A 17993-nucleotide genomic window follows, 5' to 3' on the forward strand; every position below is an offset into this window, starting at 1 on the left:
GAAGAGGGCTTGTGTTGGGTGGGGTTGGGCGGGCGCCCTCGCGCCGGGCATGGAGAGCACTGCTGGTGTCCGCGATTGTCGCCGGCGTGGTGCCTGCGGCCGGTTTGACGGCTGCCGGGCCAGCCACTGCGGTGTCACCGGTCAAAACAGCGAAGCCGGCGAAGTCGGCAACCTCTGGAGCGCACCGCTCCGCGCTGACACAGAGTGCGGCGGTGACGCAAGCCGCCGACACAGGCCAGCGGGTGGAGATCACCTCCCTGCGGACCGAGTCCAGCGAGACGTACGCCAGGCCTGATGGCGGCTTGGAGTCGGACCAGCATCTGCGGCCGGTGCGTGCGCGGGTGGGCGGGGCGTGGAAGGCGATTGACAACACCTTGGTCAAGCAGCCGGACGGCAGTGTCGCGCCTGCGGTGGCGGCAGTGGGGATGTCGTTCTCGGGGGGCGGCTCGAAGCCGTTGGCGACCTTGGAGCGGGCCGGGCGCAAGCTGTCGTACAGCTGGGCTTCGTCGTTGCCGGCTCCGACGCTCAGTGGAGACACCGCGACGTACAAGGGCGTGCTGCCGGACGTGGATCTGCAGTTGCGTGCGGACACCGATGGATTCCACGAGCTGTTGGTGGTCAACACTGCGGATGCTGCGAAGAATCCGGCTCTGGAACGGTTGACGTTCGGGGTGAAGGCCGATGGTCTGGCCTTGTCGGAGACGAAGGCCGGGGGCCTGGAGGCCACCGACAGTGCGGCCGGCGGAGTGGTGTTCTCCGCACCGCAGCCGATCATGTGGGATTCCGGTACCGATACCACTGCCGGTGCTGGGGCCAAGACCAGTGCCAAGTCCCGCATCACGACGATGACGTCGGATGAGCCCTCGGGCGGCACCGCCGACGATCCGTCTCAGGGGCCGACCGACTCGTCGCAGGTGGCGCCGATCGGGGTCGCCGTCGACTCGGGCTCCTCCCAGCTGACGCTGACGCCGGATCACTCCCTGCTGACCGGATCGGACACGTCCTTCCCGCTGTTCATCGACCCGCAGACGTACACCCCCAAAGCGGGGGACTGGACGATGGTCTCGAAGTACTGGGCCTCCAGCCCGCAGTACCGCTTCAACGGCGACTCGGACGAGGGCTTGGGCTACTGCGGCTGGTCCTACTGCGCCCCCTACGACACCAAGCGGCTCTTCTACTCCTTTCCCACGTCGAAGTTCGAGGGCAAGTCGATTCTCAGTGCGACGTTCGTCGCGCACGAGACGTGGTCGGCCTCGTGCAGCGCGCGGTCGGTCGAGCTGTGGCGGACGAAGGGCTTCTCGTCGGGCACGACGTGGAACTCCTCGTCGGACAACTGGCTCGACCGCCTGGACACCAAGAACGAGGCGCGCGGCTATTCCGGCTGTGCGGCGTCGGATGTGGAGTTCGATGCCACGTCGGGGGTGAAGTACGCGGCGACGCACAACTCCTCGACCACCACCTTCGGGCTGCGGGCCTCGGACGAGTCGGACGCGTACGGCTGGAAGCGGTTCTCCGACGACGCTTATCTGCGTGTCCACTACAACATGCCGCCGAAGCAGATCGGCATGTCGCAGCTGTCGATGAGCCCGGGCGGGACGTGTCACAGTCCCTCGAGCCCGGTGCGGATCGGAAGAATTCCGTCGATCAGCGCGAGCAACGTCACCGACCCGGACAAGGACGAGGTGGCTGTCCAGTTCGAGCTGTCATGGGACGCCGGGGACGGCAAGGGCTTCGCGACGCAGTGGACCTCGTCCAAGATCGGGCCGAAGAAGTCCGGGTCGACGTTCTCCACGACGCTGACCTCCACCCTGCCCAACGGCAAGGCGATCCCGAAGAACAAGACCATCGGCTGGGCCGTGCGGTCCGTGGACTACGACCAGGGCACGTACTACAGCTATTCACCGTGGTCGTACACCGGATCGGCGACCGACTGCTACTGGGTGTACGACACCAGCGTGCCCGCAGGCCCGGTGATCACCTCGGGTGACTATCCGGCGGTGGACGACTCCAACCCGAACGACCCGACGTACGACGGGGTCGGCCGGGACGGCAGCTTCACCTTCGACTCGTCGTCCACGGACGTGGTCAAGTACTGCTACGGCGTCAACGCCGACCCGGTGTGCGACACCGACCACACGGTGACGACGACGAGCGGGGCGGCGAAGGCGGTGACGTTCCGGCCGACCCGTGCAGGCACAAACTTCGTGTACGCGCAGGCATTCGACGGCGCGGGCAATGCGAGTGAGCCGGAGGTGTACGAGTTCCGGGTCAAGCAAGGCCAGCCTGCCCCGGCCGAGTGGCAACTGGACGATGCCGGCGGTGCCACACAGGCCGTCGGCACGGCCGGTAACCGAACCCTGGACCTGGTGGGTTCCCCGACACTGGGTGCGCCGGGCAAGGTGAACACCGGAGTCGAGTTCAACGGGACGGACTCCTACCTGGCGTCCGACATACCCACCGTGCACACCAACACCAGTTTCTCGGTGGCGGCGTGGGTGAAGCTCGATCAGATGCCCTCGACCGCAGCGGTCATCGCCGCCCAGCCGGGCAACAACGCGCCGGGATTCGAGCTGTACTACTCCCAGGGTTACAACCGGTGGGTGTTCAACCAGAACACCTCCGACTCGGCTTCAGCCACGCCGGTGCGAGCGATGTCCTCGACCGCCGGCGGAGTTTCAGCGGGACAGTGGTACCACCTGCTCGGCAGCTACGACGCGGTCAATGGCGTGCTGGCGTTGTACGTCAACGGACAACTGGTCGGGTCGACGAGTTACACCACGCCGTGGGACGCGCGGCGCGGTCTGCAGATCGGCGCCAGTAACTACTCCGGTTCGGCCGTGAACTTCTTCCCCGGCACGATCGACGACGTCCGCATCTACGACAAGGCCCTGGCCGCCGGAGACGTGACGCACCTGTACAACGGCGAGCCGATCGGGACAGGGCGTCCGGCCCGGGCTGTCTTCCCGCTGGACGAGCAAGCCACGCAGACCGACGGCACGCCGACCACCGAGGTGCACGGACGGGCGGACGTGGAGCCCGCCGTTTTCCACGGCGGCGTCACCGCGGGCAGCGCGGGCGCCCAGGACAAGGCACTGACGCTGGACGGCACGACCGGCTACGCGGCCACCCGCTCCTCGCACATCAACAATGTGCACAGCTTCTCGGTCGTGGGATGGGCGAAGCTGTCGTCCAAGCCTGACCACGCCGCCACCATCGCCACCCAGACCGGCACCCATCGACCGGGTTTCGAGCTGTACTACTCGGCCACCTACGGCTGGTCGTTCGACGCCTACACCGAGGACTCCGACAGCGCGTCGATCGTGCGTGCCGCCCAAGGCGACACCACCCACTCACCGGCCGGCGTGTGGACGCAGCTGATGGGTTCGTACGATGCGAACACCGATGACATGCGGCTGTACGTCAATGGCACCTGGGTGGCCACGACGACGTTCACCGCACCTTTCTACGGCGGTGGCCCGACGCAGATCGGCGCCAGTTCCTTCGACGGCGCCCCGGGGAACTTCTTCCCCGGCCAGATCGATGACGTGCAGTTCTACGACCGGGCACTGTCAGGGCCGGAAGCTGCAGCGATGTACCACAACCAGCTGCAGGTCGAAGGACGTTGGCAGATGGAGTCCGCTTCGGGCACTCCGCAGGTCTCCCCCGACGCACTGCCGACAGCGGCCGACCGGCACGCGCTGACCCTGGGCAGCGGCGCACAGGTCGATTCCACCGGAGCCGACAGCATGGTCGGTATGGGCGCTCTGGTACTGGACGGCACATCGAACAGCTACGCGTCCACCACCGTCTCGCCGATCCACACCAACACCAGCTTCACCGCCAGCGCATGGGTATCCACGCCCGCCCGGCCGACCAAGCCGGTGACGGTGATGAGCATGGCCGGGGCGAACGCCAGCGGCTTCTCCGTGCGGTACGTGCCCGACGCCACCGACCCGGCCAATGCGGGCAGATGGCAGTTGCAGATGGCGAACGCCGACAGCGCAACCGCGGACACCTCGATCGCCCCGGACACCAGCTTCCAGAACAACGGCGCCTGGGATCACATCGCGATTGTCTACGACCAGATGGCCGGGCAGATGCGCCTGTACGTCAACGGTGAACTCCAGCAGAACGTGTGCGCGGACAGCGATGGCGACGGCACCCCGGACGATCCGACCTGCACGGAGTCAGTGTCGTGGAACTCCTCCGTGCTGCCGTTCGACGCGGCCAAGGGCCTTCAGCTGGGCCGTACCAAGACCGGTGCGGCCACCTGGGGCGAGTACTGGCCGGGCGTGATCGACGACGTATGGGTCTTCGCCGGGGTGGCCTCCGACACCCAGATCGCCTCCCTTGCCAGTGGGACGGATCTGGATACCACCGCCGGGCCCTGACCGAGGGAACGACCGGGGCGGCGCACAGGTCACCACACGCCACCCCGAAGCGCGCAATCAACGCTCGGTGGTGACCACCAGACGAACCGTGAGCCGCCGCATCACCGTGACGGTGACGCGGCGGACATCGAGGGATGGGGACGGACGAACGTGATACGCGGACGGACATCTTGGGTCCGGACGACGCGGCAGCTTTCCTTGCTGGTCTGCTGGCTCCTGGTCGCCGGAGTGCTGCAAGGGGCTGCCGTACAGGTGGCCCATGCGGACGACATGCCAGGCAAGCCGTCCCCGGGCAAACCGGTGGCCGGCCACCCGGTGACCACGAAGGTGCCGCGCAAGAGCGACGGCCTGCCCCACCACCCCGCACACGCCCCCGCGCACGCGTGGGCAAAGCCGGGAACGGCCAGCGTCACCATCCCGTCGGCCACGGCCAAGTCCGCCACGGTGCGGGCCGGAAGCCTGCCCGTAGCCCTGACCACCCCGGCGTCGAAGTCCGCCCACGGCACCAAGGCGGCGAGCGCGTCCGCACTCAGCGGGAAAGCGGCGGTACGGGTGCTCGACCAGAAGGCCACCCGAGCCGCCGGAGTGGACGGCCTGCTCTTCACCGTGGCACGACAGCAGGGCGCCCACGGCAACTCGATCGGGGTACGGGTCGATGACACCCAGTACGCCCGGGCCTATGGAGGCGCGTACACGGCGCGGATGCACCTGGTCCGACTGCCCGCCTGCGCGCTGACCACCCCCCGGAAGTCGTCGTGCACCAGGCAGACCCCCGTGCGCACCGTGAACGACCCGGTCGCACACACCCTGACCGCCGGTGCGGTCTCCTTGTCGGCAGGTTCTGCAAGCAGCGACGCGGTCGTACTGGCGGCTACTTCCGGTACATCCAGCGACCACGGCGACTACTCGGCCACCTCGCTCTCCGCGTCATCCACGTTCAACGTGGGCCTCAACACCGGCGACTTCTCGTGGTCGTACGACATGCCCGTGCCGGGTGTGCCAGGCAGCTTCACCCCGAGTGTGGGCCTGTCGTACGACTCGAGTGGGGTCGACGGGCATACCAGCAACAGCAACAACCAGTCCTCCTGGGCGGGTGACGGCTTTGACCTGTGGCCGGGATACATCGAGCGCAGCTACAAGCCTTGCGCCGACGAAGGCGTGAAGGACTCCTCGGGCAACAAGGTCGGGGACATGTGCTGGGCGTACGACAACGCGACTGTCTCCTTCAACGGGCACTCCGGCCAGCTGGTGGCCGCCGGCACCAACTCGTTCCGGATCAAGGGCGACGACGGTACAAAGATCGACCGGATCTACGGCAGCACGAGCGACGTGCGGTCCAACGGTGCCCACAACGACGAGTACTGGCGGATGACCACCACCGACGGCACCCGCTACTACTTCGGCTACAACCGACTGCCCGGCTGGGCCAGCGGCAACACGGCCACCAACTCCACTTGGAATATGCCGGTCTACGGAAACAACGCCAATGAGCCCTGCAACGGTTCCACCTTCGCCACCTCGTGGTGCCAACAGGGCTGGCGGTGGAACCTCGACTACGCCGTCGACCCGCACGGCAATGCCATCGCCTACTACTACGACAAGGAATCCAACTACTACGCCCGAGACAACACCGCGTCCAACCCCACCTTGTATGACCGCGGGGGCTACCTGGACCACATCGAGTACGGCCTGAAGTCCGCCGCCATGTACTCGACCAAGGCGCTGGGCCGAGTGGACTTCACCACGGCGGAGCGGTGCTTGGAGACGACCACCGGCACCTGCGACGAGTCGAAGATCGACGCCAACTCCTTCTACTGGTACGACACGCCGTGGGACCTGAACTGCAAGTCGAGCGGCGACTGCGACAACTTTGGCCCTTCGTTCTGGTCGCGTAAGCGACTGACCTCGGTCACGACACAGGTACTCAAGTCCGGCAGCACGTACACGCCGGTGGACACCTGGGACCTGACCGACCAGTGGGGCATGGCAGACATCGACTACCAGCTGGAACTGGCCTCCATCCAGCACACAGGTAAGGCCGATACGCCTGAGGGAGCTCCGGATCTCACGTTGCCGAAGGTCACGTTCGGCTACGACCAGCGGGCCAACCGGCTGGACATCACAGGCGACAACACTTCACCGTTCATCAAGGAGCGCGTCGCGACGGTCGACGACGAGAGCGGCGGTCAGATCGACGTCACCTACTCCAAGGCCGCCTGCGACGCCTCCAGCCTTCCGACCCCGGACTCCAACACGACGCGGTGCTTCCCGCAGTACTACACCAAGCAGGGCGACGAGAACCCGTCCCTGCAGTGGTTCAACAAGTACGTGGTGAGCCAGGTCGTGCAAACCGACCGGACCACCAAGTCGCCCGACATGGTGACCCAGTACGACTACCTGGGCGGGGCGGCATGGCACTACGACGACGATGACGGCATCACCAAGGAGAAGTACAAGACCTGGTCGACCTACCGCGGATACGCGCACGTACGCGTCGAGACCGGCGGCCAGGACCCGGTGGGCATGCTCTCGCAGACCGACCACTACTTCCTTCGCGGCATGGACGCCGACAAGACCTCCGACGGCACCCGGAGCGTCAGCGTCTCCGACGACAACGGCGGCACCATCACCGACCATGACTCGCTGGCCGGGGGTGAATACAAAACAGAGCACTACTCCGGGCCCGACGGCAAGGTGCTCGACAAGACCGTCAACACACCCTGGCATCACCAGACCGCCTCGGTGACCCGCAGCTGGGGCACCATAGCCGCGAATCTTTCCGGCACCGCCGAGACGCGCACATGGACCTCGCTGGACGGCGGCGACGGATCCTCGTGGCGTATCACGGACGTGAAGAACACGTTCGAGGACGCCACCGGACGCATCGTCCAGACCGACGACGAAGGCGATGTGTCCAAAGCCGACGACAACAAATGCACTCGGACCACGTACGCCGACAACACCACCGCCGGCATCCTGGACACACCCTCCCGGGTACAGACGCTGTCGGTGGCGTGCTCGGTCACCACTCCGGACTACTCCAAAGACATCGTTTCCGACGTCCTGGCGGCCTACGACGGACAGGCATACGGGGCCGCGCCGACGACCGGTGATGCCACCCGCACCGCCACGCTGAAGTCCAACGATGGCACCACCGGCACCTTCCTGGAATCCGGCAAGGCCTACGACGCCTACGGCCGCGTCACCTCCTCCACGGATCTGACCGGCAACGTGACGGCCACCCAGACCGGCACCCCGCAGCGCACCGACCGCTCCGACGGTGAGACCTCCACCACGGTCTTCGCACCGGCCACGGGCTTTCCCACCACGGTGGCCGTGACCTCGCCGCCGGCCACCACCGGAAACTCCGCCACCGCGCAGACGGCCACCACGACCCTCGACCCGGTGCGTGGCCTTCCGGTGACAGTGGTGGACGCGAACAACAAGCGGACTGATACCACCTACGACGCGCTGGGCCGCAGTCTGAAGGTCTGGCTCGCCGATCGTTCCAAGGCCAACGGCCAGACCCCCAACTACTCCTACTCGTACACCGTCACCGACGACAAGCCGGTGACGGTGGGCACCACCACGCTGGCGGGCACGGGCACGCAGACCGCCTACACCATTTACGACGGCTTCCTGCGCGCACGACAGGCCCAATCCCCGGGCCCGCAGGGCGGCATGCTGGTGGCCGACACCTTCTACGACGCCCGCGGTCTCGTCGCGAAGTCCTATGCCCCCTATTACCAGAAGCAGGCGCCCTCGACCGTTCTGTCCGCGCCGGACGACGCCTCGAAGGTGGAGACGCAGACCTGGAACACGTACGACGGGCTGGGCCGGATCACCCAGAGCCAGGAGGTGGCCGGCAACAGCGACGGCGGCCAGGTCCTTTCGACCACGACCACGGTCTACGGCGGCGACCGCACCACGGTGACCCCGCCGCACGGCGCCACGCCGACCACTACCATTGTCGACGCCCGTGGCAACACGCGGGAACTGGACCAGTACCACGGCCCCACCGCGACCGGGGCGTACGACAAAACGCTGTACGACTACACCCCGGCCGGCAACCTGGAGAAGCTGACCAGCCCCGCGACCAACGTCTGGTCCTATACCTACGACCAGCGCGGCAACCAGACCGCGGCGGTCGACCCCGATGCCGGCACCACCACGTCCCACTACGACGACCGCAACCAGTTGGTCAGCACCACCGACCAGCGCGGCAAAACGATCACCCACCTGTACGACGGGCTCGGCCGCGAGACCGAGACCCACGACGGCGACGCCTCCGGCCCGCTGCTGACCAAGCACGTGTGGGACCCCACCGGATTCAAGGGCCAGCTCGCCTCCGCCACCCGCTATGTCGGCGGCGCGTCCGGCTCCGCCTACACCGCGGCCTACCAGCTGTACGACAACCTGTACCGGCCGCACCGAACCACCACCACGATCCCCTCGGCTGAGGGGGCGCTGGCCGGCTCGTACCAGAGCAACGTGCAGTACAACGCCGACGGCACCGTCCAGTCCATCGGCTACCCCGCGGCAGGATCCCTGACGGCAGAGGCCGTAACTCCGACCTACGACGAGCTTCTGAGGCAGACCAAGCTGTCCGGCTCGGGAGGCGCCACCTACACCACGGACACCACCTACGGCTACGCCGGGCAGGTACTGCAGTACACCTATCAGGCGGCCGGGCAGAAGATGACCCAGGTCACCAACACCTACGAGTGGGGCACTCAGCGCCTGTCCAACTCGCGGGTCGACCGCCAGGACGTCCCCGGCACCGACAAGTCCGCGACCTACGGCTACGACCAGGCAGGCGACGTCACCTCCATCACGGACGTCACCCGCGACGGCACCGACGCGCAGTGTTTCAACTACGACGCCCTCGGCCGACTCGCCGACGCATGGGCCCAAGGCGCCACCGACTGTGCCACCACCCCGACGGCGTCCGTGCTCGGCGGCCCGGCACCGTACTGGCAGTCCTTCGGCTACGACACCGACGGCGACCGCACCTCCGAGACCGACCACTCGACGACCGGAGACACCAGCAAGGACACCGTTCACACCTACGACTATCCGGATCCCAAAAGCCGGCAGCCACACGCCGTCACCCAGGTGCACACCACCAGCGCCGCCGGCACCGCGCTCGCCTCCTACACGTACGACGAGGACGGCAACACCAAGACGCGGTCCGTCGGCGGCGACAACCAGTCCTTCACCTGGGACAGCGAGGGCCACCTGGCCAAGGTGACTGCGGACGACGGTCACGGCGGAACAGAGAGCACTTCCTACGTCTACGATGCCGACGGCAACCGCCTGATCACCCGCACCGACAGCTCCACCACTCTGTTCCTCGGCGCCACCGAGATCACCCTAGCCAAGGGATCGACCACCCCGAAGGCCACCCGTTACTACGACCTCGGCAACGGCAACCAGGCCGTACGCACCGACGACAACCAGCTGTCCTTCCTCATCGGAGACACTCACGGCACCAGCCAGCTCGCCATCGACAGCAGCAACCTGAACATGCAGCAGCGCCGGACGACCCCGTTCGGTGAACTACGCGGCACGCAGCCGACAAGCTGGCCCGGCGACAAGGGCTTCGTCGGCGGAACCAACGACGCGAGCACCGGACTGACCCACCTCGGTGCCCGCGAATACGACCCCACTACTGGCCGGTTCCTCAGCGTCGATCCCATCCTCGACCCCACTGATCCGCAGAGTCTCAACGGCTACAGCTACGCCAACGGCAATCCTGTCACTCTGAGTGATCCCTCGGGGTTGAAGCCTGCCAGTCTCTGCGGCCGAGAGGGCAGATGCGACGACGGAACTCACGAGACCTTCACCCAGAACAATGACGGAGGGTGGACGTATCACTCTGGACAGGACAAGGTCGGCGCAGCCCGCGATGACGGATCGAATGTAGTCACGCACACCTACGTCGATGGCAACGCAAAGGTCCAGTTTAAAACAACTATTGTGGGCGACAAGGAATATCTAGGCGTACTTCCTGAAGGTGAGAATCGAAGAATAACGGAGGCGAAAGATCTCTTCCAGACATTCGTCTTCGACTACAAGCTGGCTGGTCAATGCGCGCACAATCTGACGTGGAATTGCGCCTGGCTGGCTGCGGATCTTCCATTTGCCAAGATCGCCAAGCTTGCAAAGCTGGGTAAATTGGGCAAAGGGGCTGAAGTCGGTGAAGTGTTGGAAGCTGCTGCATCGTGCGCTAAGCACAGCTTCCTACCCGGTACTCAAGTCCTCCTCGCTGATGGAACCACCAAAGCAATCGAGGATGTAAGGACAGGCGATTTCGTCCAGGCTACCGATCCTGATACCGGAAAGACGGTTAAGAAGAAGGTTGTCGCCACCATCACTACGGCGGACGACAAGGACTTCACTACCCTCACTACCGCTACCAAGAGCGGCGGCAAATCTACAATCACGGCCACGGATACCCATCCCTTCTGGGTCCCTGAACTCAAGAAGTGGGTGGACGCCGGCATCCTCAGACCCGGCCAGTACTTGCGCACCAGCACTGGCACCCACGTCCAGATCGTGGCGGTCGCCCACTACACCAAGCGCCAGCAGACATACGACCTCACCATTGATGGCGTTCACACGTACTATGTGCTGGCGGGGGAGACGCCGGTCCTCGTTCACAACAGCAACTGCTCGATCGATGTTGATTTCGCATCGCAGTCGGGGGCCAAGATCGACCCTTCGGACAAGCGCGGCGAGTACAGCATGGCCGGGCGGGCGCTCCAGAAGCATGCAGGGCGCAACGGGAACCCGAATGGATGGCCAACGCCGTCCGGGAGGCAGAACCCCGGCGCATGGAACGCAACTGGCCAGGACATGCTGGACGAGATCCTCACTCATCCGGGCGCGGTGGAGACGCGCGGGCGAGGGCGAATTGGAGGACAGTGGCAAGACGTCGTCGATATTCGCCTGCCGAACGGTCTTGGGGCACGCTTCACCCCAGGCGGCAGCTTCTCCGGATTCTTGGACTGAGGGGAGGAGAAGAAGATGCGCACAGTGAAGTTCGGTGAGTCGGAGATCGAAGTGATCGACTTCGAAGATGCCACTGCTGGGGAGCGGGTGATCGAGTTCCGCTATCGCGGCGACCCGACGGAGGCTTCCTTCGCCGCGATCGTCGTTCCGGACGGTGGGAGCTGGTTGTCAGCTCTACTGAGCATTGATCCGCAGGCGGGCGATGTCTCGGCTCCGCTGATGGCGGACCTCATGGAAGTTGCTCGCAGCCTGATCGAAGCGAGGTAACTTCCGCAAATTTGAAGCCCCGTCAGGTGTGTCCTGGCGGGGCTCTTGCGTGGGGTGACGGCAGTAGTTGACGGCAACGTCAGCGGACGAGCGGGGCGCAGGGCGGTGGTTCGTCGTCGTTGTTGCGTACAGCGCCGAGGCCCGTCAGGCCGTCAAGGGCGGTGCCGAGAGTATCGATGGCCTGGCGCTGGAGGCGGAGTCGGACGTGGGCGTAGACGGTGGCGGTGACGCCGACGTGGGCGTGGCCGAGGAGTTCCTTGATCACGACGAGTTCGACGCCCTGTTCCAGGAGCAAGGTGGCGGTCGAGGGGCGGAGGTCGTGGAAGCGGATGCGACGGAGGCCGGCCTTGCGAAGGAGCGTGGTGAAGGCGCGGGTGAGGTTGGTCGAGTCGATCAGTGTGCCCTGCGCAGTGGTGAACACGTGCCCGCTGTGCTGCCACGCCGGGCCTGCGGCCTCGCGCTCGCGCTGCTGCTGCTCGTGGTGGTGCTTCAACGAGTGGACGCAGCGGGTGGGGATGGCGATGCGGCGCTCGGAGGCCCGGGTCTTGGTGGGCAGCGTGGTAAGCCCGCCTGCGCTGGTGCGCTGGAGTGTGCGGCGGATGGCGGCGGTGCTGGCGTCGAGGTCGAGGTCTTCCCAGCGCAGGCCGAGGAGTTCGCCCTTGCGGAGCCCCAAAGCCCGCTCCCGACCTCGCCGGTGATCGCTTTGTCGAACTGGGGGAATGTGGGGTTCGGGTCTGTCACGTCGATCAGCAGTTCGCGGGTCTCGGTGATGCTGAGACAGGTGCCGAAGCGCTGCTCGGCCGCAGCGCGGATGAGTGCGTGCTGCACGGCGTTGTCGACGAGGGTGTGCAACACGTCGACCGCGAGGTTCTGGTCGCCGGACCGGCCCAGAACGGTGAGCAGAGTCTGCGCCTGGATGCGGGCTGATGCGGCAGCGCTCGAATCCGCAGGGAGACCCATGGGGATCTCGCGCAGGACCGGGGCGGTCACCACGGCGGGTTCCATCTCGGAAAGTCCTTCGGTCGTAGGGAGGGGAGTCACAGGGCTCTACCGCGAGCTAAGGCGTTTCGAAGGTCACCCACACGTCCTTGCCGCGGTCGGTGCTGGAGCACCCGAACTCGCCACAGATCGCGCGAAGGAGAGGAATGCCACGCCCTCCTTCCTGGTCGTCGTCAGCCAGGAGAAGGTTGGGGCGCCTTGGCTCAGGGTCGCTGACGCAAAGGAAGAGGCCACCGGGAGTGCGGGAGAGCATGAGCCGCACGAGCACGGTGGGCTGGTCGGGCTGGCGGGCGTACTTGAATGCGTTGGTGAGGAGCTCGGACGTGGCGAGGCTGACCTGCCACTCGTATCCGGCCAGGCCCCAGAGGGCGAGGTGCCTCATCACGATTTCGCGGGTGGGCTTCACGGCCGCAGCCGTGAGCTGAAGGTCTATCTCAAGGACTCCTGGGCGGCTACGGGTCAGCGCTTGCGTCCCATCAGCCACGGTCTGCGAAGCATCCAGTAGGTCTGCGTTCACGGGAGTCCACCTCGTCCTACGAAAACTCACCAACGGGTTCGTGTTGCGGTGTGTACTGGTGTTGAACCAGCCGGCAACCATTGAGACAGGTGTGAAGGCCAATGTGGAGATGCTGGTTCCGAGAGCTGCAGTTATCGGATTCCGAAGACAGAGAGGCCTTTTATGCCTCGTCCGCAGAAGCAACCCGCCACCGGCGTTTCACCGCAGAGGTGGTTCGGTGAAGAACTACGACGGCTTCGCAGGAACAGCGGGATGTCTGCCAAGGCCCTGGGCAAGTTGGTGCAGGTCAGTGACGATGTCATCTACGCCGTCGAGACGGCAAAGTACCCTAGTTGTCGGCTCGACCTCTCCAGAGCCCTGGATGAGGTCTTCGACAGCGGAGGTCTGTTCGAACGTGCGTGGCCGATGGCCTTCCGGCCCGACGAATCCGATAAGAAGGGCCCGATTTCCGAGAAAAGGACTCCGGCAGGGGCGGAGGCGCCTGTCCAAGTCCATGAGGGCCGCATCCTGGGCAGAAGTAGTTCGACACCTTCAAGTGAAAGCCTGAGCCCCGTGGACCGTCGCGCCCTGCTTCTCGGCGGCCTCGCCGCCCTCGCCCCTGTAGACCTCGTCAGCCTCGTCACCCCGACCACCGAGCCGGAGACACCAACGGTGATCCGCCCACGCGAGATCGCGCTGCTTGAACGTGCGGCCGACCATATCCATGCCTTGGACAACGCCCACGGTGGTGGGGGGCTCGTTGCGGAAATCGCCAACCGGTCTCTCGCCTGGGCGGCCACCTTGCTGTCCGTCAAGTGCCCGGAGCCGCTCCGCCCTCAACTCCTCTCCGCTGTAGCCCGGTTGGGGCTCGTCGTGGGAGCCAGCCAGTTCGATGCCTACGCCCATGACGACGCGCGCGTCTCCTTCCGCCTCGCAGCGGAATGCGCCGAAGAGGGTAAGAACTGGCACCTGCGCGCGAAGACCTACAGTTTCATGGCCCGCCAAGCGATCTGGGTAGGCGACCCGGATACAGGTCTCACCGACGCGGAGAAGGGGCTGGTGCGCGCAGACCGGATCACCGCAACCGAGCGCGCGATGCTGCACACGGCCCGCGCCAGGGCTTTCGGGAAGATGGGCGATGTCAGCAACACGCTCATGGCCGTAGGCGATGCCGACGCTGCGTTCGAGCAGTCCGACCCCTCACAGGACCCGCCATGGATGGCGTACTACGACCATGCACAGCATCACGGCGACACAGCCCACGCGCTGTACGACCTGGCCGTCCGGGCCGGACAAGACCCCGGTCGAGCAGCCGAACGCTTCAAAATCGCGGTTGAGGGACATGGGCAGGCTTTTGCCCGTTCGCGGGCAATCTCCCGTACAAAGTGGGCATCGCTCAGCATGGCTAAAGGAGACCCGCACGAGGCCGTCGTACTGGGGCACATGGCCCTGGACGACGTGGGGAAGCTGACCTCGTGCCGAGCTGCCGATGACCTCCGCGAGCTCGCACGCTTCGCAGGCAGGCACCGCACGATGAGCGAGGCCGTTCACCTGCGCGAGCGCATCGCCGTCACGGTGGCCACGTGACCAGGGCCACGCGCTCCGATCGCGCCGTGCTCGAAAAGGCCTGCGAGGCGGCCGGCTTCGATCCTGTAGGGGCGGAACCCATCCGTCTGGCGGAAAACGCGATATGGCGACTGCCCGGCGGGGCGGTCGCTCGGATTGCACGGTCAGACCAGGGGGCCGCAGCCGGCCGTGAGGTCCGGGTGGCACGTTGGCTTGAGAGGAACGACGTTCCCGCGGTGCGAGCGCTCGACGTAGTGCAACCGGTCATGGCTGCCGGCCACCCCGTCACCTTCTGGCAGGAGCTCCCGCCGCACGAGAATGGCAGCATCACCGACGTCGTCGGTCTCCTGAAACGACTTCATGCGCTGCCGAAACCCGATCATCTCAACCTCGGTGCCCTGGACCCTTTTGTCCGCGTTGCTGAGCGCATCGACGCTGCCACGACCCTGTTCGACGACGATCGCCAGTGGCTGCGGGACCTGCTGCACGACCTGGAAGGCAGATGGGCCGATCGGCCTGTGGGGCTGCCGGAATGCGTGGTGCACGGGGACGCCTGGGTGGGGAACGTCGTGGTGACATCCGACGGGCCGTTGCTGCTCGATTTCGAGCGGGTGTCTCTCGGGCCGCCGGAGTGGGACCTCGTCTCAACCGCGGTAAAGCTGACCACAACAGGCAGCGTGAGCCGCCCGGAGTACGCCGAGTTCTGCGCCGCGTACGGTACGGACGTCACAAAGTGGGACGGGTATGAGCTCCTGTCCGTTGCTCGGCAGCTGCGCATGACGACGTATGCCGCCCAGCATGCCGCCACCTACAAGGAGTGGCGGGCAGAAGCCCAGTACCGCGTGGACTGCCTTCGCGGCCGCGCCGGTCACCCGCCATGGCGGTGGAAAGGGATCATGTAGCCACCTGCCGGATCTGGCGTGTGTCTCTTTGATGGGTTGGTCAGTTGATCGGATGCGTCTGTCCGATGAGTGATCACTGATGCGGTGTGGGACCGGATTGAGCCGCTGATGCCAGCCGATCCGGTCTGGGGACGACGGTGGGCGGACCACCGTCGCACCCTCGAGCCATCCTTGGAAGTATCGAACCGTGTCGGTCGACTCCACCGTCGTCCGGGCCCACCAGCACGCCGCTGGAGCACTCAAAAAAGGGGCGACGGGACGTCGGGAACCGGCCGACCACGCACTCGGACGCTCCCGCAGAGGCCTGAGCACCAAGGCCCACCTGGCGTCCGACGGCCGGGCCCGGCTTCTGCCCTTCACCGTCACCACAGGCCAGGCCGGTGACGCGCCGGCCTTCGAGAGGTGATGAACCGGATCAGCGTGCCCCGCACCGGTCCGGGCAGACCCCGAACCAGACCCGCGGCCGTCCTCGCCGATCGCGCCGGCTCCTCGCGCGCCGTCCGGGCCCATCTGCGGCGCCGGGGAATCCGTACCGTCATCCCGCAGCCGTCCGGCCGGACCGGCCACCGCCGACGACGAAGCCGGCACGGCGGCCGCCCGCCCGGCTTCGAGCGCGAGGCCCACAAACAACGCAACAGCGTCGAACGCCGCACCAACCACCCCAAGCAGTGACGCGGCCCAGCCACACGAACCGACAAACCCGCCATCACCTACCAGGCCCCACTCCACCTCGCCGCCATCCCCATCCGGACCCACCACTGACCAAAGAGACAGGACCTGGCCGAAACTCCTTTACCGCCGAGCTGATTCAGGCCGCTCCGAACGCCGCGAACGCCCACCCCGTCGCCTGGTGCACCGTGTCGGGGGGCAGGGTGGTCCGGGCGTCCCGCAGGGACTCGGCCAGTGAGAGGCCCGCGGTGAGGCCCTTGTGCAGGGCGAGCATCAGGGGGATCACCGCGGCGTCGTTGACCGGGGCGCTGCTCGCGACCACCCCGGCCGTGCCCAGCGGGAGCAACGCCGTGACCAGGCCGAGGAGTTCATCGGCGCCGACCGAGGCGAGCCGGGCGGTGTCGCAGCTGGAGAGGATGATCCGGTAGGGGCTGCGGGCCAGACGCTCGAAGTCGTGCACGATCAAAGGGCCGTCCGACATCCGCAGCGCGGAGAACAGCGGGCTGTCGGCGCGGAAGGTGCCGTGCGCGGCGAGATGGGCGAGCCCGGCGCCATCCAACTCGGACAGCACCCGCGGGACTTGGGCGTCGTCGCCCTCCAGGACCGTCGCCGTGCCGTAGCGGTCGGCGAGTTCGGGCACCTCCGCGCCGCCGGTGGCGAGCCCGGGGCCGCGCACCAGGACGGTACGGCCGTCCCGCGGCGGCTCCGTCTCCCGGGCCCGCAGCCAACTGCCCGCCGACGGCGACACGCTGAGCACCCGGTCGCGCAGCGCGGGCAGCAGCGCCCACGGCACCCGGTGCAGCGCGCCCGGCGGCACGATCACCACCGGACCCGCGCCCAGATGCGGCACCGCCCCGGCGAGCAGCAGTTCCTGGAGCCGGGCGCCCGCCGCCTCCACCAGCGGCAGCCGCGCCTCCGCACCCGGGTGCGCGAGCCGTCGCAGCCCGGCCTGGACGTACTCCGCCTCCGCCACCGCGTCCGCGAGCGGACCGCCGATGAACCGCCGTACCCTGCCCCGGCCGCACAGCAGCACATGCACCCGCCCTTGTACGACGGCGAGTTCGACCAGCCGGTCCTCGCCGAGCCGGTCCAGCAGCCGGGGCACCTCGAAGCGGGCCCCCTCGTGCGGGGCGGAGCCGCGGATATGGCGGGTGCGGGAGCGGATCTCCCGTTCCAGGCGCCGCTGTTCCCGCTCCAGAGCCGGCACCGGACGGCCCTCCATGCGGGACTCCTCCGCGCGGGCCGCTATCTCCCGGTACGCGGTGAGACCGCTGAGCAGTGCCGCGTCGGCGGGCGGCCGGGTCGGCGGGGTGGACAGCACGGTCGCCCGCCACCGCTCGCTCCACTCAAGGAGGCGCCGGGGCCTGTCGTCGGTCAGGCTCACCTCCTGGGCCAGCGCGGCCAGTTCGGCGCCCTGCGCGGTCACATGCGCGCGCAGCTCCGAGGCGCCCAGCGTCATCCGGTGGTCGTCCAGGACGTCCAGACCGTGCCGGCACGCCTCCAGGACACCCCGCCGGGACCCGGCCGCGCGCGCCCGCAGCGCCTGCGCCGCCCAGCCGGTCATCCGGGCCGTCGGCGATCCGCCCCGACGGCTGCGCGCGGCGACCGCCAGATGCCGTTCCGCGTCCGCCGTCCAGCCCAGCGCCAGCGCGATACGGCCCGCGAGCAGCGACGCCTCGGGCGCCGCGG

At 67.0% G+C, this 17993-nt stretch carries 8 protein-coding genes and 2 pseudogenes; 7 read left to right on the forward strand and 3 right to left on the reverse strand.

Features of this window, described 5'->3' with window-relative positions; all coding sequences use genetic code 11:
* Positions 1–65 precede the first annotated feature (65 nt).
* The 3 genes from CCN72_RS09755 to CCN72_RS09765 all read left to right on the forward strand — a co-directional run bounded on the left by CCN72_RS09755 (position 66) and on the right by CCN72_RS09765 (position 11672).
* A complete protein-coding gene (locus tag CCN72_RS09755; protein ID WP_244174166.1) occupies positions 66–4391 on the forward strand; it encodes a LamG-like jellyroll fold domain-containing protein in 4326 nt (1441 codons plus the stop codon).
* A gap of 252 nt (positions 4392–4643) precedes the next feature.
* Positions 4644–11405 carry an RHS repeat-associated core domain-containing protein gene (locus CCN72_RS09760; protein ID WP_086807164.1) on the forward strand — a complete coding sequence of 2254 codons (6762 nt, stop codon included), beginning with the start codon at positions 4644–4646 and terminating at the stop codon, positions 11403–11405.
* A gap of 15 nt (positions 11406–11420) precedes the next feature.
* Positions 11421–11672, forward strand: a complete 252-nt coding sequence (locus CCN72_RS09765; protein WP_086807165.1) for a hypothetical protein — start codon at positions 11421–11423, stop codon at positions 11670–11672.
* A 79-nt stretch (positions 11673–11751) separates the two neighbouring features.
* On the opposite strand, the pseudogene CCN72_RS09770 reads toward CCN72_RS09765, so the two are convergent.
* Together CCN72_RS09770 and CCN72_RS09775 are read right to left on the reverse strand one after the other, a co-directional pair.
* Positions 11752–12471: pseudogene (locus CCN72_RS09770) on the reverse strand (site-specific integrase); the annotation flags it as partial.
* Between the two features lie 258 nt (positions 12472–12729).
* Positions 12730–13188, reverse strand: a complete 459-nt coding sequence (locus CCN72_RS09775) for an ATP-binding protein (RefSeq protein ID WP_086807167.1) — start codon at positions 13186–13188, stop codon at positions 12730–12732.
* A gap of 252 nt (positions 13189–13440) precedes the next feature.
* Here CCN72_RS09775 and CCN72_RS09780 point away from each other — a divergent pair, with 252 nt between their 5' ends.
* From CCN72_RS09780 to CCN72_RS40390, 4 genes and pseudogenes are all read left to right on the forward strand, one after another.
* Positions 13441–14754 (forward strand): NsdA family TPR-like regulatory protein, encoded by a 1314-nt coding sequence (locus CCN72_RS09780; RefSeq protein ID WP_244174167.1) that lies wholly within the window; start codon positions 13441–13443, stop codon positions 14752–14754.
* Positions 14751–15635, forward strand: coding sequence for a phosphotransferase family protein (locus CCN72_RS09785; protein ID WP_086807169.1), 885 nt, complete (start codon positions 14751–14753; stop codon positions 15633–15635). The genes CCN72_RS09780 and CCN72_RS09785 overlap by 4 nt, the downstream gene beginning before the upstream one ends.
* 108 nt (positions 15636–15743) lie before the next feature.
* A pseudogene (locus tag CCN72_RS40385) lies at positions 15744–16026 on the forward strand (IS5/IS1182 family transposase); the annotation flags it as partial.
* Between the two features lie 14 nt (positions 16027–16040).
* Positions 16041–16307 (forward strand): transposase, encoded by a 267-nt coding sequence (locus CCN72_RS40390; protein ID WP_086807170.1) that lies wholly within the window; start codon positions 16041–16043, stop codon positions 16305–16307.
* A gap of 136 nt (positions 16308–16443) precedes the next feature.
* On the opposite strand, the gene CCN72_RS09795 is transcribed toward CCN72_RS40390, so the two are convergent.
* Positions 16444–17993: CHAT domain-containing protein (locus CCN72_RS09795; protein WP_143664066.1), on the reverse strand; the 1550-nt coding region annotated here is incomplete at its 5' end.

It is taken from the genome of Streptomyces murinus (genome assembly GCF_002154555.1).
Taxonomy (GTDB): Bacteria; Actinomycetota; Actinomycetes; order Streptomycetales; family Streptomycetaceae; genus Streptomyces; species Streptomyces murinus.

Excerpts from the sequence above, each read along its gene's own strand:
- CCN72_RS09765 (WP_086807165.1), top strand. The coding sequence starts at position 11,421 with ATGCGCACAGTGAAGTTCGGTGAGTCGGAGATCGAAGTGATCGACTTC.
- CCN72_RS40390 (WP_086807170.1), top strand. The coding sequence starts at position 16,041 with ATGAACCGGATCAGCGTGCCCCGCACCGGTCCGGGCAGACCCCGAACC.
- CCN72_RS09780 (WP_244174167.1), top strand. The coding sequence starts at position 13,441 with ATGTCTGCCAAGGCCCTGGGCAAGTTGGTGCAGGTCAGTGACGATGTC.